Origin of the sequence: Arthrobacter arnarulunnguaqae (genome assembly GCF_051262515.1) — a bacterium.
In the GTDB taxonomy this organism is placed as follows: Bacteria; Actinomycetota; Actinomycetes; order Actinomycetales; family Micrococcaceae; genus Arthrobacter_N.
Genome location: NZ_JBIMER010000002.1, coordinates 188,188 through 208,541 on the forward strand (window position 1 = coordinate 188,188; position 20,354 = coordinate 208,541).

The window sequence follows — 20,354 nt, forward strand, 5'->3', positions numbered from 1 at the left end:
CGCCCTTAGCCGGCGTCGCGGACGGAACCGCCAGCGGCAGACTCTGAAATCGGGCAGGTGTCGGCGTCGGTCGCCGCGGAAGTCCCCGGATGGGCCGAGCCGCGCCGGCCGACGGACTGCCCGCCAACGCTGATGCCGAAGAGGGTCTCCAGTGCGGACTCGACCTCCGCCTGCCGACCCTCGGAAGCGAGCTCGCGGGCGCGGACGGTGGGGGCGTGCAGCAGTTGGCGCATCATGCGACGCATGGCGAACTCGACTTCCTCCGCTGCGGCGGTGCAGCCGTGTTGGGCGCGGACCTTCTCCACCTCGGTCTCCAGAACGCGCTGGGTGTGGCGCCGCAGTGCCACGATGGCCGCGTCCGCGGACCGCTCCATCTGTTCGTTCACGAAACTCTCGGCGGCCGAACTGACAATCGTCCGGGCCTCGCGCAAAGCCTGCGCCTGCTCGGCGGGAGCCGCCATCCGCACCGACTCGAGCGTGATCAGGTCGACGTTCTCCAGCTCTTCGACGGACTGGTCGAAGTCGCGGGTCAGCGCCAGGTCGATGGCAACCAGCTGGCGGTCGCCGCGTTCGAGGCCAGCGAGATCGGAAGCGGTGATTCGCTGCCCGCCGCCGCTGCAGCCGATCAGGACGTCGGCCGCCTCAAGGGCACTGCCCAGTGAAGCTTCGTCCAGGGCCGTGCCGCCGCGCGTCGCGACAAACGATTCGGCTCGACCGGAGGCGGAATAAACCGAAATATCGGTGGCGCCGCGTTCCTTCAGCAGCGCCATGGTGGCGCCGGCGTAGGCGCCGGTTCCGAACACGACGATCGACTTGGACGACCAGTTGGCATCCGTGGCGATGTCCGTGGCCAGGTCCAGGGCGACCGAGACGATGGAAAGGCCGCGACCGCCTAAAGCGGTACGTGTGCCGACGTCCTTGGCGGTGCGGGACGCCGTTTGGAAGAGTCGCACGAGTGGGCCCGAAGCGGTTCCGCCCTGCTGGGCCTCGATCAGCGCGCGGCGAACCTGGCCCGCGATCTCGCGTTCGCCCGTCACAGCCGAGTCGAGTCCGGCGCCCACGGCGAAGAGGTGGTCGACGGCGTCCTGCCCCGTCTTGGTCGACAGCGCCGCGGAGACATGTTGCTCGGCCAGGCCAGAGGCGTCCGCGATCTGCGAAATGATGGCTGCCCGGGCGGCCTCGACGTCCTGGTCGGAGGTCGCCTCGCAATAGACCTCGTAGCGGTTGCACGTGGAGAGGACCACCGCTCCGGACAAGGGGGTGGTTCCATCGAGCACGGCGGAGGCGACCCCGGAGGCCGCGGCACTCAGCCGGGCGACGGTCTCGAGGTCGATGTCCGAGTGGGAGGCGACGAGCGATAGGTAAACCACAGTGGATCCATCCTACCGCCAGAGCAGGGGGTATTCTCCGCCGATTACGGCATGTGTTCGTGTCTTATCCCACCTTCCGGGCCTTTCCGCGGCGGGGGATTAGCGGTTACGACACCACCTTGGCAGAATCATCACCATGACGTTGAGCGCAAGCCACCCGCTGAAGGATGGCCGAACTGCCGGATCCCCCCTGATCACCGCCTACCGAGGCGGGGAGCCGAGTCGCCGTCCCGTGTGGTTCATGCGCCAGGCGGGCCGATCCCTGCCGGAGTACCGCTCGCTGCGCGAGGGGATTCCGATGCTGGAGTCGTGCCTGAGGCCCGAGCTGGCGTCGGAGATCACCCTGCAGCCCGTGAGGCGCCACGACGTCGACGCGGCGATCTTCTTCTCCGACATCGTGATCCCCCTGAAGCTCGCCGGCGTCGAGGTGGACATCGTTCCGGGCGTCGGGCCAGTGCTCGCGAAGCCCGTGCGGACCGCCACGGACGTGGCGGCCCTGCCGCGGCTCGACGACGCCGCCCTGGATCCGATTCGCGAGGCCGTCGCGCTGACGGTGGAACAGCTGGGGTCCACCCCGCTGATCGGCTTCGCCGGTGCGCCGTTCACGCTGGCCGCGTACATGGTGGAGGGCCGCCCGTCGCGCGACCACTTGGGCCCGCGCACCATGATGCACGCCGACCCTGAAACCTGGCGGGCGCTCGCGGAATGGGCCGCCGACGCTTCGGGCGAGTTCCTCCGCGCCCAGCTGGAGGCCGGCGCCAGCGCCGGCCAGCTCTTCGACTCCTGGGCCGGCAGCCTGGGACTGGCCGACTACGAGCGGCACGTCGCGTCGTCGTCGTCCCGGGCCCTAGACCACGTCCGCGACCTGGGCGCACCGCTGGTCCATTTCGGGACCGGCACCTCCGAACTTCTCCCCGCCATGCGCGACGTCGGCGTGGACGTCGTCGGCGTCGACTACCGGCTCCCGCTGGACGAGGCCAACCGCCGGCTCGGCGGCACGGTCCCGCTGCAGGGCAACATCGATCCCGCGTTGCTTCCCGCGCCGTGGGAGGTCCTCGAGGAACATGTGCGCGGCGTCCTTGCCGCGGGGGAGTCCGCGCCCGGCCACGTGGTGAACCTGGGACACGGAGTCCCGCCGGAAACCGACCCGGACGTCCTCACACGGGTCGTCGAACTGGTGCACTCCGTAGCCCCGACCGCGAAGGCCTAGCAGGAAAGAGAAGCCGAGATGCCACACCGGAACGCACGCCAGACACACCCCGCCGCCGACCAGGGCGCGCCAGTGCCCGTTCCGGTGCGGGCCGTCGTCGTCGGCGGGGGTGTGGCCGGACTGGTGGCAGCGCGGGAACTCGCGATCTCGGGGCACGAGGTGGAGGTGTTCGAGGCGTCGCCCGCGTTCGGCGGCTGCGTCGCGCCCCATACCGTCGCCGGGCTCCTGCTCGACGCCGGCGCCGAATCCTTCGCCACCCGCAACACCGCCGTCGCGGACCTGATGGCCGAACTCGGACTCGCCGGCGACATCGCCGTGCCGCGCCCCGGAGGCGCCTGGTTGTACTTCGATCGGGACGGCGGCCGCGGCGGCACCGCCCTGCCGATGCCGCAGACCGGCATCCTCGGCATCCCCGGTGACCCCGGGGCGGACGACGTCAAACGCGCCATCGGTGCGGCGGCGGCGCTGCGGGCCACGACCGACCTCGCCATGCCCGTCTCGCGCCACGTGGCCCAGGGGCCGCTCAGCATCGGGGAACTGGTCCGCTCCCGCATGGGCCGGGCCGTGTTGGACACGCTGGTGGCGCCGGTCGTCTCGGGGGTCCACTCCGCGGACCCGGACACGCTCGACGTCGACACGGTCGCCCCCGGGTTGCGCGCCGCCGTCGTCAAGCACGGTTCGCTGGCCCGGGCGGTGTCCTCGATGCGTGCCGCGGCGCCCGCGGGATCGGCCGTCGCCGGGTTGAACGGGGGCATGCACCGCCTCGTGGCCGCGCTGGTCCAGGACCTGCGCGAGCGCGGCGCGACCCTACACGTGGGCACGTCCGCCACGGGCATCGAAAGCACGACGGCGGGGCACGCACCGGGCGCGCGCCCGTGGGCCGTCGCGGTGCGCGGCCCCGGCGCCGCGGCGGCGCACACGGTCGACGCCGACCGGGTTGTCGTCGCCACCACGGGACCGGCCGCCGTCGACCTGCTCGCGGGCCTGCGTCCCGAACTCGGGCGGCACCGTCCCGAAGCGGGCGCGGGCGTCTCCCTGGTCACCCTGGTCGTGGACAAGCCCGAACTCGACGACGCTCCGCGCGGGACCGGGATGCTGGTCGCCCCGGGCGCCGCAAACGTCGGCGCGAAGGCCATCACCCATGCGTCCGCCAAGTGGGGATGGCTCGGCGAGGAGGCGGGCCCCGGCACGCACGTGCTCCGGCTTTCCTACGGCCGCGTCTCCGAGGCGACGTCGCGGATCTCCGACGCAGCCGACGAGGAGCTGCGCCACACGGCAGTGCTCGACGCCGGCCGGCTGCTGGGCGTGGACCTCCAGGACACCGACGTCCTCGGGTGGGACGTGGTCCGCTACGTCGGTGCGCTGCCCTTCGCGACCACGGGCCACCGGGACCGCGCGGAGGAGTTCCGGCGGGACCTCGCGCCCCTGGACGGCATCGACGTCGTCGGCGCGTGGCTTTCCGGAACCGGACTCGCAGCCGTCGTCGCCGACACCCGCACTCGCATCGGCATCACCGCCAGCTGACCCCCTGAACACAGCATGCCCCACGCAGAGAAACACGTAGAGAAAGAGGCCACCATGAGCGAGAACCCCTACAGCAGTCCCGTGCTTGCCGACCGCGAGCGCGAGGGCGACACGCTGCACTTCACCCTCTGGACCGTGTTCAAGCGCGACTCCGACCTCGACCGGTCCGAGGGCGTCGCGGCCTTCGACGCGCTCGTCGCCGAGCTCGCCGCGGACGGCGTGACGATGCGCGGGGCCTACGACGTCTCCGGCATGCGCGACGACGCCGACGTCATGGTGTGGTTGCACGGCCCCGCCGCCGAGGCCCTGCAGGAGGCCGTGCGCAAGATCCGGCGCAGCTTCCTGTTCGCCGAGACGTCCATCGCGTGGTCGTCCATGGGCGTGCACCGCGAGGCCGAGTTCGCCAAGGACCACTCGCCGGCGTTCGCGCGCGGCAAGGAGCCGAGCACGTGGATGACGGTCTACCCGTTCGTGCGCTCCTACGACTGGTACCTGCTGGACCCCAAGGACCGCGGAAAGATGCTTCGAGACCACGGCGTGCTCGGCCGCCAGTTCCCGCAGGTCCTCGCCAACACGGTCGCCTCGTTCGCCCTGAACGACTTCGAGTGGATGATCTGCCTCGAGGCGCCGGAACTGATCGACCTGGTGGACATGATGCGGCACCTCCGGTACTCCGAGGCGCGCCTCCACGTGCGCGACGAGCTCCCGTTCTACACCGGCCGCCGCGTCGACACCGCCGGGATCGCCGAGGTGCTCCGGTGACCGGCCGGCTGATCTTCGATCCCCGCGAGGGATACGACGCAGACGGGCGCATGGCCCCCAAGCCGTACGACGCCGTCCTGCTCGCCTCGTTCGGCGGCCCCGAGGGCCAGGACGATGTGATTCCGTTCCTGCGCAACGTCACCCGCGGGCGGGGCATCCCGGACGAGCGCCTGGAGGAGGTGGCCACCCACTACCGCGCCAACGGCGGCATCAGCCCCATCAACGCGCAGAACCGCGCACTGAAGGCGGCCATCGAGGCGGAGTTCGAGGCCCGCGGGATCGCCCTGCCCGTCTACTGGGGCAACCGCAACTGGGCGCCGTACATCCCGGACACGCTCCGCGAGATGCACGACGCCGGCCACCAGCGGGTGCTCATGTTCAGCACCAGCGCCTACTCGTCCTATTCCAGCTGCCGGCAGTACCGCGAGGACCTCGGCGTCGCCCTGCGCGAGACCGGCCTCGAGGGTCGGATGGAGGTGGACAAGGTCCGCCAGTACTTCGACCACCCGGGCTTTGTCGAGCCGTTCGTCGAAGGCGTCGCGGCCGGCCTGGCCGACGTGCGCGCCCGCCTCGCTCAGGCGGGGAAGGACGGCGCCGGGGTGCGCATCGTCTTCGTCACCCACTCCATCCCGACGTCCGACGCCGAGGCGGCCGGCCCGCGGGACGTGGCCGCAGCGCTGGAAACGGACGTCTACTCGGCCCAGCACCTGGCCGTGGGGCGCGCCATCCTGGACCGCGTTCCGGAGTCCGCCGGCCTGGAGACGTCGCTGGTGTTCCAGTCGCGCTCCGGGGGGCCGCACGTGCCGTGGCTCGAGCCGGACATCAACGACGCCTTGTCCGAATACGCCGCCGCGGGCACCCGCGGGGTGCTGGTGGTCCCGATCGGGTTCGTCAGCGACCACATGGAGGTCCTGTGGGACCTGGACACGGAGGCCAAGGAAACCTGCGCCGAGCTCGGCCTCGTCTTCCACCGCGTGCCTACCCCAGGCACCCACCGCAAGTACGTCGAGGGCATCGTGGACATGGTCTCGGAGCGCCTCCTCGGCACCAACGGCAAGGCGCTGCTCGACGGCCGGGCGTCGGAGGCCGAACTGGGCCCGTGGTACGACGTCTGCCGGCCGAACTGCTGTTCCAAGACCATGCGGGACGGAACGGTGAAGCCGACCATCGCGGCCGTCGACTCCGAGGTGGGGGTGCCGCGCCCGTGACCGGATTCGTGGTGGGCACCCGCGGAAGCGCGCTTGCCGTGACCCAAACGACGACGGTCGCGGAGCACCTCGCCGCCGCCGGCGCTCCGGACTACAAGATCGTGCGCATCAAGACGGAGGGCGACGTGACCGCCGGGCCGCTGTCCCAACTGGGTGGCACCGGGGTCTTCGCCGCCGCCCTGCGCATGGCGCTCCTCAACGGGGAGTGCGACGTCGCCATCCACTCCCTCAAGGACCTGCCCAGCAAGCAGCCGGAGGGACTGGTCATCGCCGCCATCCCCGAACGCGTCGACGTGCGCGACGCCCTCTGCGCGCGCGACGGGCTCACGCTCGCGGAGCTGCCCGAAGGCTCCAGCATCGGCACCGGGTCCCCGCGGCGGGCCGCGCAACTGCGCGGGGCACGCCCGGACCTGGTGGTCGTCGACATCCGCGGGAACGTTGGCACGCGCCTCGGCAGGGTCGCCGGGTCGCCGGCCCCGGCGAACGACGGCGGCGTGGGGCACGGCAGGCACGGCGACCTCGACGCCGTCGTGCTCGCCGCCGCCGGACTGCGGCGCCTGGGCCTGGAGGGCCACGTCACCGAGTTCCTGGACCCCTCGATCATGCTGCCGGCGCCGGGACAGGGCGCGCTCGCCGTCGAGTGCCGGCCCGAAACCGTCGTCGACGGAAACCTCGCGGACGCGCTCGCCGGGATCGACCACGCGACGTCGCGGCTGGGCGTCACCGCCGAGCGCGGACTGTTGGCGCGGCTCGAGGCCGGCTGCAGCGCCCCGATCGGCGCGCTGGCGCACCTCGACAGGGAAGCGCTGGTGCTGGAGGCGGCCGTCTGCAGCACCGACGGCTCCCGCATGCTGCGGCGCGCCCTGTCCACCGCCGACCTCAGCCTCGACGGCGCGGAGGCGCTCGGGCGCGACCTCGCCGACGAGCTCCTGGGCCTGGGCGCCGCCGAACTCGCGGACCTGGGCTGAGCATGGTCGGCAGCGGCGTCCTCGCCGGCCGGACCGCGGCGGTGCTCCGCGCGCCCGGCCGGGCCGGCGGCATCGTCGCGGAACTGCGGTCCCGCGGCGCATCGGCCGTTCTCTGCCCGCTGATCGACTTCGAACTGCCAGCCGACACGGTGGCCCTGGACGACTCGGTCCGCGCGCTCCTGGGCGGGGAATTCACGTGGATGGTGTTGACCAGCCGCACCACGGTGGCAGCGCTGCTGCACCGTTGCCGGGCGCTGGGACTGTCGCTGTCCGTGCCGGCGCACACGCGGATTGCCGTGGTGGGCGACGCGACCCGCCGGGCCGCCGAGGACGCCGGTCTGCGCGTGGACCTCGTGCCCGACGCCGACCATTCGGCCGAGGGCATTCTCGAGGCGTGGCCCTCCGGGACGGGCGGCGTGGCCTATCTGCCGCAGGCGGACATCGCCTCCCCGACGCTCGACGACGGCCTCGGGGCCCGCGGTTGGCGGACACGGCCGGTCACGGCCTACCGGACGGTCGACGCGCCGGCCGATCCGACCCGGCGGCTCGCGGACGAGGCGGCGCCCGATCACGACGGAGTGGTGGGAAGCCACACGGCGACCCCGAGTGCCACCGCCCCGCCGGGCGGCCGGGCCGCCGTCGTTCTGGATTCCGGGCGGCTGGCCGAACTGTTGTCCGGCGCCCCGGAATCCGGCCTCGGAGCGGTGTTCCTGACCTCGCCCAGCATCGCGCGGCGGTTCCACACACTGGTCCCCGCGCCGGACGGATCGGTCGCCGTCGTCGCGATCGGCCGCAGCACCGCGGCCGAGGCGCACCGGCTGGGCCTGCCGGTCTCGGCCACCGCCGAACTGCCCACTCCGGTGGGACTGTGCGACGCTTGGGAGGGTGCCCTGCGCGGCTCCGTGCCCGCGATGGACTGCGCACCCGCCCACGCTCCCCAGCCCGCCCCGATCCCACCGAAGAAGGAGCCGATGTGAGCTTTCCCCATCGCCGACCGCGCCGCCTGCGCACCACCCCGGCGCTGCGCCGGCTCGTCGCCGAGACCAGCCTGTCCGCCGGGCAACTGATCCTGCCCGCGTTCATCCGCGAGGGCATCGTCGAGCCGAATCCGATCTCGTCCATGCCCGGCGTCGTGCAGCACACCACCGAAACCCTCAAGCGCGCCGCCGCCGAAGCGGTGGAGCTGGGGCTGGGCGGCATCATGCTCTTCGGCATCCCCGAAACCCGCGACGCCACGGGCAGCGCCGGACTGGACCCCGACGGCGTGCTCAACAAGGCCATCCGCGACGTGCGCACCGAGGTCGGCGACGAGCTGGTGGTGATGGGCGACGTCTGCTTGGACGAGTTCACCGACCACGGGCACTGCGGTGTGCTCGACGTCCGCGGGCGGGTGGACAACGACGCGACGCTGGAGATCTACGCCGAGATGGCGGTCGCGCAGGCCGAGGCCGGGGCGCACGTTTTGGGCCCCTCCGGGATGATGGACGGCCAGGTCGCCGTCATCCGGCAGGCGCTCGATGCCGCCGGCCACCAGGACACCGCCGTCCTGGCCTACGCCGCGAAGTACGCCTCCGCGTTCTACGGCCCGTTCCGCGAGGCCGTGGATTCGCAGTTGACGGGGGACCGGCGGACCTACCAGATGGATGCCGCCAATCGGCGCGAGGCCATCATCGAGGTGGAACTGGATCTGGCGGAGGGTGCGGACATGGTGATGGTGAAGCCGGCCATGAGCTACCTGGACATCCTGGCCGACGTCGCGGCGATGTCGCCCGTGCCGGTGTCCGCCTACCAGATCTCCGGCGAGTACGCGATGATCGAGGCCGCCGCCGCGAACGGCTGGATCGACCGCCGCGCCGCCATCACCGAATCCGTCCTCGGCATCCGCCGGGCCGGTGCGGACACCGTTTTGACCTACTGGGCCGCGGAACTCGCGGGCTGGCTGAAAGAAGGAAAGTAGACCATGGCCTCCTCAGAGGAACTCTTCGACCGCGCCCGGCACCTGATGCCGGGCGGAGTGAACTCGCCCGTCCGGGCTTTCGGCTCCGTCGGCGGGACGCCGCGCTTCATGGTGGACGCGCACGGACCGCACCTCACGGACGCGGACGGACGGCGCTACGTGGACCTGGTCTGCTCGTGGGGCCCGGCCCTGCTGGGGCACGCCCACCCCGAGGTTCTCGCCGCCGTGCACGCCGCGGTCGACCACGGGCTTTCCTTCGGGGCCTCGACGCCCGACGAAGGGCGGCTCGCCGAACTCGTGATGGAACGCGTCCCCGGCGTGGAGCGCATCCGCATGGTCTCCACCGGCACGGAGGCGACCATGACGGCCGTTCGCCTGGCCCGCGGATTCACGGGGCGGGATCTGATCGTCAAGTTCGCCGGCTGCTACCACGGACACCTCGACGGCCTGCTGGCGGCCGCCGGTTCCGGTTTGGCAACGCTGGCGCTGCCCGGGTCCGCCGGGGTCACGGCGGCCACGGCCGCAGAGACGCTGGTCCTGCCCTACAACGACCCCGCGGCCGTCGAGGCGGCCTTCGTGGAGCACGGCGGGCGGATCGCCGCGGTCATCACCGAGGCGGCGCCCGCGAACATGGGGGTGGTCGCGCCGGTGGACGGCTTCAACGCGTTCCTTTCCCGCACGACGGCGGCACACGGCGCCCTGCTGATCCTGGACGAGGTGCTGACCGGATTCCGCACGGGCTACTCCGGCTACTGGGGCCTCACGGGCCGTGACGAGGGCTGGACGCCGGACCTGTTCACGTTCGGCAAGGTCATCGGCGGCGGCCTGCCGACCGCGGCGCTCGGCGGCCGCGCCGAAGTCATGGAGCACCTGGCCCCCACCGGTCCGGTGTACCAGGCGGGGACCCTGTCCGGGAACCCGGTCGCCATGGCCGCCGGCGTCGCCACGCTGACCCACGCGACCCACGCCGTGTACGAGCAGATCGACGCGGCCAGCCTCGAGCTTTCCTCCGCGGTCTCCTCCGCCCTGGAGGCCGAGGGCGTGGACCACTCGGTCCAGCGGGCCGGGAACCTGTTCTCCATCGCCTTCGGGACCTCGGCGACCGGCGTCCACAACTACGCGCAGGCGCAGGCCCAGGAGGCCTTCCGCTACGCGCCGTTCTTCCATTCCATGCTGGAGTCCGGCGTCTACCTGCCGCCGAGCGTGTTCGAGGCGTGGTTCCTGTCCTCGGCACACGACGACGCTGCGATGAACCAGATCCTCGAGGCCCTGCCGGACGCCGCGCGGGCCGCCGCGGGGGCCACGGCACACTAGCGGGCCGACTTAGACGACCTTCGACAGCCTGTCGTAAGGCGTCGAGGGGAAGACCAGCTCGGTGAACGTCACCAGCCCTCCGTCTACGTAGACCTCCACGACGCTCGCGTCGACGACGATCTCCAGTTGCACATCTCCGTCCACGTCCGGCAGGGGCGCCCGGTCGACGGAGGCATACCGCGGGTGGAAGGAGGTGTCGCCGGCGCGGGTGCGGTCGCACAGCACCTGCCCCGCCGCCGCGTCCACCGTGATGCGCAGTTCCTCTCCGGTGTCCGCGCCGCCGTCGAGCACGAACGTCGACGAGCCGGGGCCGGTACGGGGTGCGCTTGCCGTGAAGACGAGGACTCCGGGGAGCGCCGCCGGACCGTCGCCCGTGCGGTGTCGCCGGGCGTCGGGGGGCAGGACGGGCCGCTGTTTCAGGCGGTGGCCGTCCCGGCCGGACCGGACGAGCCCGAGTTCCCTCACGAGGGACATCGACGAGCGCCACGGGTACGTCGGGGTGTCTGCCGCGTATTCCCAGTTGCTGGCCCATCCCACCATCAGGCGACGGCCGTCCGGCGCGTTGGAGAACGAGACGGCGGCGTAGTAGTCGCGGCCGTAGTCCAGCCAGTCGTAGTCCGCGAGGTCCTCGGAGGCGCTGAGTCGTTCGGCCGTGAAACGCCGGCCGTCGAAATCGCCGACGAAGTACTGGGTTCCCGAACCACCGGCAATTGAGCCGGGATTGAGGCTCACGATCAGTACCCACCGGGTGTCGCCGGTCGCGTCCACGCGAAGCGGGAAGAGGTCCGGGCATTCCCAGACCCCGCCCGTCGCGTGTGCCGGACCGAAGGACGAGGCCTTGAGCCACGTCTTCAGATCGGCAGAGGTGTAGACGGCGACTCGGTGGTCGGTTGCCTCGACGACGACCATGACCCAATGGCCGGCCTCGCCTCCGTACCAGAACACCTTCGGGTCGCGGAACTCGGAGGATCCGATGTCCAGCACCGGGTTTCCCGAATACCTGGCCCAGGTGGCGCCGTCGTCGACGCTGAACGCCAACGCCTGGGCCTGCCGCATCGATCCGTCCCGCTGCGTCGTGGCGCTGGTGTAGACCGCCACCAGGGCCGTCTCGCCGGGGCGGGCGAACCCCGCCGTGTTCCGGTGGTCCACCACCGCGCTGCCGGAGAACACCATCTCGTCTTCCGTGCTCTCGATGGCCACCGCGTGTTCCGTCCACGTCACCAGATCCGTGGACGTCGCATGGCCCCAGGAGATGTTCCCCCACACGTTGCCGTGCGGGTTGTTCTGGAAGAAGAGATGGTACGTACCGTCGTGGTGGACGAGCCCGTTCGGATCGTTGAGCCACGTGTCGCGTGCGCTGAAATGGGTGCTGGGGCGCCACTGGTCCGGCGCGGTCTGGGGCCTGCCGACGGCGAGGCGCATGTCAGTCAAAAGTTACTCCTGAATCGGGCGGGAAGGCTGCGGGGGAACGGGTGTCATTCGCCAACGGCTGCAAAGCGGTCGTAGGCCGTCTGGTAAACGCCGGTGATCTCTTCGATGCCGAGCTGGTCGAGCTGCTGGCGGTAGGTATCCCAATCGGATTCCACGGTGTCCTTGACGACCCACGAGGCGAACTTCTCCAGCACGAGGGTGTTGATGTCTGCCTGGGGGAAGGAAACCTGGTCCAGTTCCTCGTTGGAAAGCATCACCGGCGGGTAGGCCTCGTTGGCGCGGTGCGGCTCGTAGAAGTCCCTCACCAGATCCTGCCGCTCCTTGGCTCGCGGTTCCGGGGCAACGACGGTCTCGAAGTCCTCCGCCGTGGTGATCTTCGGGCCTCCGGGGGCCACACGCTGGCGGCGTTCGCCCTCGGATTCTCCGGCCGCGGCGGGTATTTGGACCAGAACGCCGTCCGCGTCCTCCTTGAGGGTGACTCCAATCGGACCCCAGTTCGCCTGGGCGGACATTGCCGGTTCGAAGAGGCGGTCCGCCCAGCGCATCGTCGCGGCGGGGTACTCGTTGGCGCGCGTGATCGCCATGGCACCGCGGCTGATCTCCTGGTTGTTGGACACGCTGGCCAGCCGTTCGCCGTCGACGCCTTCGAGGACGCCCACGAGCTCGTAGTCCCCGAGCCGGTCCTCACCCACCATTTCCTTGGCCTCCCACCAGAAGAACGAACCGAGGATCGGTGTGTTCGACTTTCCCTTGGAAAGGTAGGCGACATCGTCCTGCGAGAAAGACTCCGGATCGATCAGGCCGTCGGCGTACCAATCGCCGAGTTCGTCCACGGCTTTCTTGTAGCCTTCGGTGTTCGCCGTGAATTCGACGGTGCCGTCCCGAACGATGCGGTGGTCGTTGTTTTCCGGCTGGCCACCAAGGGCGGCCACCAGATCGTGTGGGTTGGCCGCGAACGAATCCGTGCGGAATGACAGGGGGATCTCATCGGCCTTGCCGTTGCCGTTGGGGTCCTTTTCCTTGAAGGCGCGCAGCGCGTCCCGGTACTCGGAGATGGTCTTGGGCATGTCCAGGCCCAGCTCGTCCAGCCAGGCCCGATTGATGTAGAGGAAGTTGGGGTGGGAGAGGATCCCCAATTCCTCGACCGACGGAAGGGTGTAGATGTGGCCGTCCGAGGCGGTGATGGCCGCACGGATGTCGGGTCGCTCCGCGAGGATGCCCGAAAGCGTGGGCGCGTGTTCGGCGATGAGGTCCTCCAACGGCAGCAGGGTCCCGTTGCTGCCGTTGGTCACGACCTCGGCATCCGTGAGACCGGTGTTGAAGAGGACGTCCGGCAGGGCATCGCTCGCCAGCATCAGGTTCTTCTTCTCCGCGTAGACCTGATCGGTGAGGTTTCCCCAATCAATGGCGATGTTGGTGTCTTTTTCCCACTGCTGGACAAGCTCCATTTCGGAGTAGTCGGGGGAGAGCGCGGATTTGGTGCCGCCGAACGTCAGACTCAGGGTTTCGTCGACGATGGGCAGGCCCTCGGCGTTGAAACCGTATTTCTCCGAGCTGTCTTCTACGGATGTCCCGCCTTCGGATCCGCAGGCGGTGAGCGCGAGACCAGTCGCGAGCGTCAGGGCGGTGAGGGTCAGATGCCGATGTGAGCGCATGGGTGCTTCCTTTGTTCGGTGGTGGTGGGGGCGTAGGGGGGCTGTTAGCTTTTGACGGCGCCGAGCATGGCGCCCTTGGTGAAGTGCTTTTGCATGAAGGGCAGGATGATCAGCAGCGGGAGCGTGGAAACGACGATCATGCCGTACTTGATCAATTCGCCGAGCCGTTGCGCCGCGGCATATGAGTCCAGCGCTCCGGTCCCGCCGGCCGAAGAGACCTCCGACTGGATGAGGACGTTGCGCAGCACGAGCTGGAGCGGGTATTTCTCTTCGCTGTCGAGGAAGATCAGGGCGTCGAAGAACGCATTCCAATTCGCCACCAGGTGGATCATGATCATCAGGAAAATGAGCGGCTTGGACAGCGGCAGGACGACGCTGAAGAAGAACCGGAAGTCGCTCGCTCCGTCCATCTGGGCGGCGTCGCGCAGTTCGCCCGGGACGTTGTTCTCAAAGAAGGCGCGGGCAATGATCAGGTTCCAGACTCCCACCGCTCCGGGAAGGACCACGGCCCACATGGTGTCCAGCATCCCGAGGTCGCGGACCACCAGATAACGGGCGATCAGGCCGCCGTCGATGAACATGGTGATGATGAACATCAGCAGCAGCGGAGTCCGGCCGTACAGGTCTTTCCTGGAGAGCGCGTACGCCGCGCACAGGATCATGGCGACGCTGACGACGGTTCCGACCACGGTGTAGAGGACGGAGTTGGCGAAGCCGCGCAGGATGCTGTCGTCGGAGATGATCCGCAGGTAGCCCTCGAGCGTGAAGCCCCGCGGCACCAGCCAGACATTGCCGTTGAGGATCTCGGAAGGTTCGCTCACCGACGCGATGACGATGAAGTACATCGGGTAGATGATGGCAACGATCGCGGTCACGAGCAGGCCGATGGAGCAGAAGTTGAATACCGGATCGGACCAGCGGCCCATGGTGCCCCGTGCGCGGCTTGTCCGGCGTCGTTCCTGGGGCTGCTTCGGGTCGGCCGGAGCGGCGGGGGAACGGGGAATCGTTTCGGTCATGGCTTCCTCTCTCACCACAGGCTCGACTGGTTGGCGCGGCGCGCGATCCAGTTGAAGGTCAGCAACAGCAACAGGTTGATCAGTGAATTGAAGAGGCCGATGGCGGCGGAGTAACTGAACTGCGCCTGTTGGAGCCCGGCCTTGTAGACGTAGGTCTGGATGACCTCCGATGTCTGGAGGTTCAGGTCCGTCTGCATGAGCAGGACCTTTTCGAACCCGAGGTTGAATAGGTTGCCGATGGCCAGGATGAAGAGGATTGTCACGACGGGCAGGATGCCGGGGATGTCGATGTGCCAGATCCGTTGCCACTTGTTGGCCCCGTCAACTCGCGCGGCCTCGTGGAGCGCGGGGTCGATCGCCGTGAGCGCGGCCAGGTAGACGATCATCGAGAACCCGGCGTTCTGCCAAATATCGGAACCAATGTAGAGCGGCCTGAACCACTCGGGCATGCCCATGAAGAACACCGGTTGGCCGTTGAACAGCTCGATCGCGTTGTTCACGATTCCGGAGCGGGGCGAGAAGAGGAGGTGGATCATGCCGACGATCACGACGACCGATATGAACGAGGGTGCGTACAGGACGGTCTGCGTGAACTTCTTGAACCGTTCGCTCTGCAACTGATTGACGATGAGGGCGAGGACGATCGGGACCGGAAAAGCGATGAGCAGGCCCAACGCGTTGACGCTCAGGGTGTTCGCGATCAGCCGTTCGAACTGGAAGGAACCCACGAACCGGATGAAGTGGTCGAGCCCAACCCACTGACTGCCGGCAAAACCGTCGGCAGGGTTGTAATTGCGGAACGCGATCTGCGCGCCGTACATAGGCCAGTACTTGAAGACGAGTACATAGATCGCCGCGGGCAGTAGTAATACGTATAACTGCCAAGAACGAAGGGCCCGATTCAGGGGCGACGTGGTGTGCCTGCGGGGTGTTTGGCCAGCCTGCTTGAGGGCAGTGTCAACGGTCTGTGGCCTATTCATGGGGGACCTTTGCGGTGCGTTGGGCGGGGGCAGCGACCGAGGAGCGCTCGACCAGTCTGCCGTGGACGGGGATCTGTTTCGTGGTGTCCGCAGGGGACAAGAGGAGGTCGATGGCGCGTCGCGCCATGTCCTCGAACGGCAGCTCGACGGTGGTCAGGCCTGGATCGAGGTGCGGAGCCGTCGTCTCTTGGTTGTCGAAGCCGACGATCGAACAGTCGTCGGGGATGCGCAGTCCACGGGCTTCGAGTGCACGGTAGGCACCCCAGGCGGTGCGGTCGTTTCCGCAGAAGATCGCGGTCGGCGGGTCGTCGAGGCCAACGAGGGCCGCGCCGTGCTCCAAGCCATCCTCGACCGTTCCGTATCCGGGCCGCACCAGCGAAGCGTCGAAGGCAATGCCGGCTTCGGCCAAGGCGGCCCGGTATCCCGCAAGCCGGCCGATACCCGCGGGCAGGTTGCTGTCCGGCTGCTGGATGTTGATCATGCCGATGCGCTGGTGCCCGGATTCGATCAGGTGGGATGTTGCACGGAACCCGCCGTGACGCTCGTCGGGGAAGACGCTGCTGTGCGTTCCGTCGACGTCGAAGGCGTTCAGTACGACGACTGGGATCCCGGAGAGCGCGGCCGGAACCTCGACATGGCGGTGATACATGGTCGCGTAAATGACCCCGCGCACCCGGTATGACTGCATCATCTCGATCGCCGCCGTCTCTAGTTCCAGGGAGCCGAACGTCTCGACGCTGAGGATGACGTTTTCCGACTCCCAGGCGCGCATCTGCGCCCCCTTGAGCAGGCCGCCCGAGAACGGCGCACTGGCGACCTCATCGGAGATGAAACCGATCATCCCGGATTCCCCGCTCCTCAGGGACTTTGCAAAGGCATTCGTTCGGTACCCGAGTTCGTCCACTGCCTTGTGGACCCGTTCCTGGGTGGCTTGGGCGACCCGACCGCCGCCGGCCTTGTTCAGGACGAGGGACACCGTCGCCTGGGACACGCCCGCCCGCTCGGCGACTTGCCACATCGTCGGCAACTGCTTTTTGGCGACCACGGATTGTTCCTTTCGAGTGCAGGCGAGGCGTGGGGGGATTTGGTGGAGCGGTGGTTATTCGTATAACTAGATAGACAATAAAGCCCGTTCGAGAATGTGTCAACCATCACAAGCGAGAAGGGGTGCGTTTGTCGCCTTGGCCCCGCATCGGCGGGTTTGCCCGTACAGGGGGGGCGGTCGATGTGAGGGCCATGCCGGTGCCGGATGCGGAAGAGGGGCGTTGGCCGGAAGCCAACACCCCTCTGCTCTTAGCACGCGATAGCTAGTGGGCTACGCCGGCGGGCGCGTCCTAGAACGCGGGGATGACATCGCCGTCCGGCCACGTCTCCTCGATGTAGTCGGCGACCTCCTCGCTGTGGAGCAGCTCGTCCAGCTTGGCGATTGCCGCGGTCTCCTCGCCTGCGCGCCAGGCGAGGAAGTTGGCGTACGGGTTCTCCTCGACGGACTCGACGGCCAGGGCGTCGGCGCTCTTCAGGCCTGCCTGCAGGATGAAGTTGCCGTTGATCATGGCGATGTCGAACGACGGGTCCTGCTTGAAGACCTGGACGGCCTGCTCCGGCGGAACCTCGGAGAACTTGAGCCTCTTGGGGTTCTGCTCGTCGGACAGCGTCAGGACCGCCGAGTCGTCTTCGATGCCGGACAGCAGGCCCGCGGCCTCGAGCACCTTCAGGGCGCGCAGCTGGTTGGCCGGGTCGTTGGTCAAAACGACCTTGGCGCCTTCCGGGACCTTTGCGGCGTCGTCGTACTTGTCCGAGAACGCGGCGAACGGCTCGATGTGGACACCCTCGCCGTGCTCGAACTCGTATCCCTTGGTCTCGACCTGATCCTCGAACCAGGGGAGGTGCTGGTAGTAGTTGGCGTCAAGGCTGCCCTCGTCCAGCGCGGTGTTCGGGGTCTGGAAGTCGTCGATCTCCTGGATTTCCAGGTCGATGCCGGCTTCCTCCGCCAGGTTCTCGTCGATAAACTCGAGCACCCGGGCGTGGGGAACGGGGCTGGCGCCGACCTTGATGACGGTCGGGTTCGCCGGATCCAGGGTCGCGTCTGCGCTGGGCGTGGTGCTGCTGCCGCCACCGCAGGCCGCGAGGGCGAACAACGTGGCAGTGCCGGTGAGGGCAAGTGCGATTTTCGTACGCATGGTCTGCGTTCCTTATCTTGTGGGCCGGGCCGCCGAAACGGCTCCGGAGGTGTTCGCAGCTGGCGGCTACCGGCTGCGTTCCGCCGCCCGGGGCGGGGAAGAATGTGGGTGTCGGTCAGCGGTGGTCGACGCGCCGGGCGATCAGGTCGCCGACGATCTGGATGAGCTGCACCAGGACGACCATCACCACGAGGATGACGATCATGACCGCGTACTCGAAGCGCTGGAATCCGTAGTTGTACGCCAGTCGCCCGAGCCCGTCGCCGCCGACGAGACCCGCCATGGCCGAGTAGCCAACGAGCGTGACGAGCGTGGTGGTGAGGGACGCGACCAGCCCGGGCATGGCCTCGGGTACCAGCACCTTGCGGACCACTTGCAGCTTCGTCGATCCCATGACCAGGGAGGCGTCGACCTTGCCGGTGTTAACGTCGCGCAGCGAGGTCTCGACGAGCCGGGCAAAGAACGGGATGGTCCCGATGGTCAGCGGAACGGAAGCGGAGATGGGCCCCAGGGAGCTGCCGGTGATGAGTACCGAAAGCGGGATCAGCGAGAGCATCAGGATGGCAAACGGGATCGAGCGGGTGATGTTCACGACGATGCCGGACAGGAAGAAGCTCAGCCAACGGATCGGAGTCAGGCCGCCCTGGGAGGTCGCGTGGAGGACGATTCCGAGCGGCAATCCGATCAGGACGGTGAAGAATCCGGAGATGCCCACCATCTGCAGGGTCTCAAGGGTGGCCTCGGGGATGGCCCGGGTGATGGCCGGGTTGGTGGAGAGTTCGCTGAAGAAATCCACGTCTAGGCCTCCTTCGAGGACACGGCGATGCCGCTGGTTTTGAGGTGGTCGGTGATGGCGGCGATGTCGCTTCCGGCCGGAAGGTGGATCCGCAGGTGGGCGAACTGGGCCCCGCCGAGCGATTCGACCGAACCGGCCAGGACGTTCACGTCTGTGTCGAACCGTCGGGCGATTCCGGAGATGACCGGTTCCACGGCCTGGTCGCCGGAGTAGAGAAGTTCGAGGACCGTGCCCGCCGGGAGGTCCTCGGGGATTTCGCCCGGTAGCGGCAGGAGCGCCTCCGAGAGGCGGCCGTCCAGCCGGGAGACGACCTCGGCCAGGTTGCCGTGCTCCACGATGCGCCCGGTCTCCAGGAGCGAGACGGAGTCACACGCCCGCTTCACCACGTGCATCTCGTGCGTGATGATCAGGACCGTAAGTTGGAGGCGGTCGCGGACCGCCTTGATGAGATCGAGGATCTCGTCCGTGGTGCGGGGGTCCAGCGCGGACGTCGGCTCGTCGCACAGGAGCACGTCCGGATCCGTTGCCAGCGCGCGGGCGATGCCCACGCGCTGTTTCTGGCCCCCGGAGAGCTGCGACGGGTACGCATCGGCGAACTTGTCCAGGCCCACGAGCTTCAGGAGTTCGGCGACACGCTCCTCCACCCGCTTGCGCGGCGTTCCCACAAGCTCCAGCGGGAAGGCGACGTTCTGCGCCGTCGTCCGCGAGTCCATGAGGTTGGCGTGCTGGAAGACCATTCCGATCCGGCGGCGGGCCGATCGCAGGTCGCTGTCGCCGACGTTGGAGAGTTCCTTGCCGTCGATGGCCACCGAGCCTGACGTGGGACGGTCCAGCAGCGTCAGACACCGGACGAGCGTGGATTTGCCGGCGCCGGAGTGGCCGATGATGCCGTGGACCGAGCCCTTGGGGACGCTGAGCGTGACGCCATCGAGGGCGACGACGTCCCGATCCCCTTGGCGGTACACCTTGCGCAGGTCGGTGACTGTGATCAAGTGAAACCTCGAGAGCTGGGGGCGAAAAACCTTACCCCATATTCAACCACCGCCGAATAAACGGTCCCTAAACTGCGTCACATTCCAGGATCGTCGACGAGATGGGCCTGAACGAAGAAATTCGTCGAACGCCACCCCGTATTTTAGGGGGATGCGCCGAACGACAGCCTGTGACGTGAGTGCCGCGGGGAGTCGAATGTTGCGGCGCTGCCCAGTGTTCTAGGACACACTCGCTACCGGGGTGGCCACCTTGCGCAGTGGCCAGGACCCGTCGACCTCGGCTTCGGGATCCTTGCGGCGGAAGTACTCCTGGAGGCTGGCGGCCTGATGGGCGGCCCAACCAACCTGTGCGTCATGGAGCTCCGTCGGATCCACCTGGAGCTGCGGGTACTTCAGCGCCTGGGCGTGCGCAACGGCGACCGTTGCGGCGGCGTCGGCGACCGAGGTGTGGGCGTTGCGCAGTGGAATGCCGTAGAACTCGCACATCGCGGTCAGCGTCCGCTTGCCGCGCCGGTACTTGTCGACGTGTTTGTCGATGACGAACGGATCGACGACGGGACCGGGCTCGACCGGCTCCACGCCATGGCGGGCGCACTCGCGGGCCAGGACGGTGAAGTCGTAGCTGGCGTTGAAGGCAAGAACGGGCATGGTCTGGAAGAGGTCGCGCAGGTGCGCGGCGATCTCGGCGGTCGCCTGCGCCGCGTCCATGCCCTCGGCGGCGGCGCGGTCCGTGGTCACACCGTGGATCGCCGAGGCTTCCTCGGGAATCGGCACCCCGGGGTCGACGAGCCACTCGCGGTGGTTGACGATCTCCTGGCGTCCGTTCACAACCACGACGGACGCCGTGACGATGCGCGCCTGAAGCGGGTCGCGGCCCGTGGTTTCAAGATCGAACGCGGCCCGGGGAAGTTCATGCCAGTTACTCATGCTCACCACGCTACCGTCGGGCCCCGACGGGTTGGCGCATGCCGGACGGCGTGTGGATAAGTGA

Annotated in this window: 18 protein-coding genes; 8 read left to right on the forward strand and 10 right to left on the reverse strand. The window is 68.6% G+C overall.

Annotation, left to right across the window (positions count from 1 at the left end):
• Positions 1–5: 5 nt before the first annotated feature.
• The gene (locus tag ACHAAJ_RS03115) at positions 6–1,370 is read right to left on the reverse strand and encodes a glutamyl-tRNA reductase (protein ID WP_435726454.1); all 1,365 of its coding nucleotides are present in this window, start codon (positions 1,368–1,370) and stop codon (positions 6–8) included.
• Positions 1,371–1,506: 136 nt separating this feature from the next.
• On the opposite strand from ACHAAJ_RS03115, the gene hemE reads away from it, so the two are divergent.
• Genes hemE through hemL form a run of 8 tightly spaced genes read left to right on the forward strand, consistent with a single transcriptional unit; the run spans position 1,507 to position 10,313 of the window.
• A complete protein-coding gene (gene hemE / locus ACHAAJ_RS03120; RefSeq protein ID WP_435726455.1) occupies positions 1,507–2,580 on the forward strand; it encodes a uroporphyrinogen decarboxylase in 1,074 nt (357 codons plus the stop codon).
• Positions 2,581–2,598: 18 nt separating this feature from the next.
• On the forward strand, positions 2,599–4,104 hold the full coding sequence (locus ACHAAJ_RS03125) for a protoporphyrinogen/coproporphyrinogen oxidase (protein WP_435726456.1): 1,506 nt from the start codon (positions 2,599–2,601) through the stop codon (positions 4,102–4,104).
• Between the two features lie 54 nt (positions 4,105–4,158).
• Entirely contained in the window at positions 4,159–4,866 is a 708-nt protein-coding gene (gene hemQ / locus ACHAAJ_RS03130) for a hydrogen peroxide-dependent heme synthase (RefSeq protein WP_435726457.1), read from the forward strand.
• A 50-nt stretch (positions 4,867–4,916) separates the two neighbouring features.
• Positions 4,917–6,074: a ferrochelatase gene (locus ACHAAJ_RS03135; RefSeq protein WP_435726593.1), complete on the forward strand. Its 1,158-nt coding sequence runs from the start codon at positions 4,917–4,919 to the stop codon at positions 6,072–6,074.
• On the forward strand, positions 6,071–7,042 hold the full coding sequence (gene hemC / locus ACHAAJ_RS03140) for a hydroxymethylbilane synthase (protein WP_435726458.1): 972 nt from the start codon (positions 6,071–6,073) through the stop codon (positions 7,040–7,042). The genes ACHAAJ_RS03135 and hemC overlap by 4 nt, the downstream gene beginning before the upstream one ends.
• 2 nt (positions 7,043–7,044) lie before the next feature.
• A complete protein-coding gene (locus tag ACHAAJ_RS03145; RefSeq protein ID WP_435726459.1) occupies positions 7,045–8,019 on the forward strand; it encodes a uroporphyrinogen-III synthase in 975 nt (324 codons plus the stop codon).
• Complete coding sequence (gene hemB, locus ACHAAJ_RS03150; RefSeq protein ID WP_435726460.1) at positions 8,016–8,999, forward strand: porphobilinogen synthase; 984 nt, start codon at positions 8,016–8,018, stop codon at positions 8,997–8,999. The genes ACHAAJ_RS03145 and hemB overlap by 4 nt, the downstream gene beginning before the upstream one ends.
• A gap of 3 nt (positions 9,000–9,002) precedes the next feature.
• Positions 9,003–10,313: a glutamate-1-semialdehyde 2,1-aminomutase gene (hemL, locus tag ACHAAJ_RS03155; protein WP_435726461.1), complete on the forward strand. Its 1,311-nt coding sequence runs from the start codon at positions 9,003–9,005 to the stop codon at positions 10,311–10,313.
• A 9-nt stretch (positions 10,314–10,322) separates the two neighbouring features.
• On the opposite strand, the gene ACHAAJ_RS03160 is transcribed toward hemL, so the two are convergent.
• The 9 genes from ACHAAJ_RS03160 to ACHAAJ_RS03200 form a co-directional block, all read right to left on the reverse strand.
• The gene (locus ACHAAJ_RS03160; RefSeq protein WP_435726594.1) at positions 10,323–11,735 is read right to left on the reverse strand and encodes a glycoside hydrolase family 32 protein; all 1,413 of its coding nucleotides are present in this window, start codon (positions 11,733–11,735) and stop codon (positions 10,323–10,325) included.
• 53 nt (positions 11,736–11,788) lie between these two features.
• The gene (locus tag ACHAAJ_RS03165; protein WP_435726462.1) at positions 11,789–13,399 is read right to left on the reverse strand and encodes a type 2 periplasmic-binding domain-containing protein; all 1,611 of its coding nucleotides are present in this window, start codon (positions 13,397–13,399) and stop codon (positions 11,789–11,791) included.
• 44 nt (positions 13,400–13,443) lie between these two features.
• The gene (locus tag ACHAAJ_RS03170) at positions 13,444–14,415 is read right to left on the reverse strand and encodes a carbohydrate ABC transporter permease (RefSeq protein ID WP_435726463.1); all 972 of its coding nucleotides are present in this window, start codon (positions 14,413–14,415) and stop codon (positions 13,444–13,446) included.
• 11 nt (positions 14,416–14,426) lie between these two features.
• A complete protein-coding gene (locus ACHAAJ_RS03175; RefSeq protein WP_435726464.1) occupies positions 14,427–15,236 on the reverse strand; it encodes an ABC transporter permease in 810 nt (269 codons plus the stop codon).
• A gap of 151 nt (positions 15,237–15,387) precedes the next feature.
• Positions 15,388–16,440, reverse strand: a complete 1,053-nt coding sequence (locus tag ACHAAJ_RS03180; protein ID WP_435726465.1) for a LacI family DNA-binding transcriptional regulator — start codon at positions 16,438–16,440, stop codon at positions 15,388–15,390.
• 289 nt (positions 16,441–16,729) lie between these two features.
• Positions 16,730–17,575 carry a MetQ/NlpA family ABC transporter substrate-binding protein gene (locus ACHAAJ_RS03185; protein ID WP_435726466.1) on the reverse strand — a complete coding sequence of 282 codons (846 nt, stop codon included), beginning with the start codon at positions 17,573–17,575 and terminating at the stop codon, positions 16,730–16,732.
• A 115-nt stretch (positions 17,576–17,690) separates the two neighbouring features.
• Positions 17,691–18,371: a methionine ABC transporter permease gene (locus ACHAAJ_RS03190; RefSeq protein ID WP_435726467.1), complete on the reverse strand. Its 681-nt coding sequence runs from the start codon at positions 18,369–18,371 to the stop codon at positions 17,691–17,693.
• A 2-nt stretch (positions 18,372–18,373) separates the two neighbouring features.
• Positions 18,374–19,363 (reverse strand): methionine ABC transporter ATP-binding protein, encoded by a 990-nt coding sequence (locus ACHAAJ_RS03195; protein WP_435726468.1) that lies wholly within the window; start codon positions 19,361–19,363, stop codon positions 18,374–18,376.
• A gap of 219 nt (positions 19,364–19,582) precedes the next feature.
• Positions 19,583–20,290 carry a 3'-5' exonuclease gene (locus ACHAAJ_RS03200; RefSeq protein ID WP_435726469.1) on the reverse strand — a complete coding sequence of 236 codons (708 nt, stop codon included), beginning with the start codon at positions 20,288–20,290 and terminating at the stop codon, positions 19,583–19,585.
• Between the last annotated feature and the right edge of the window lie 64 nt (positions 20,291–20,354).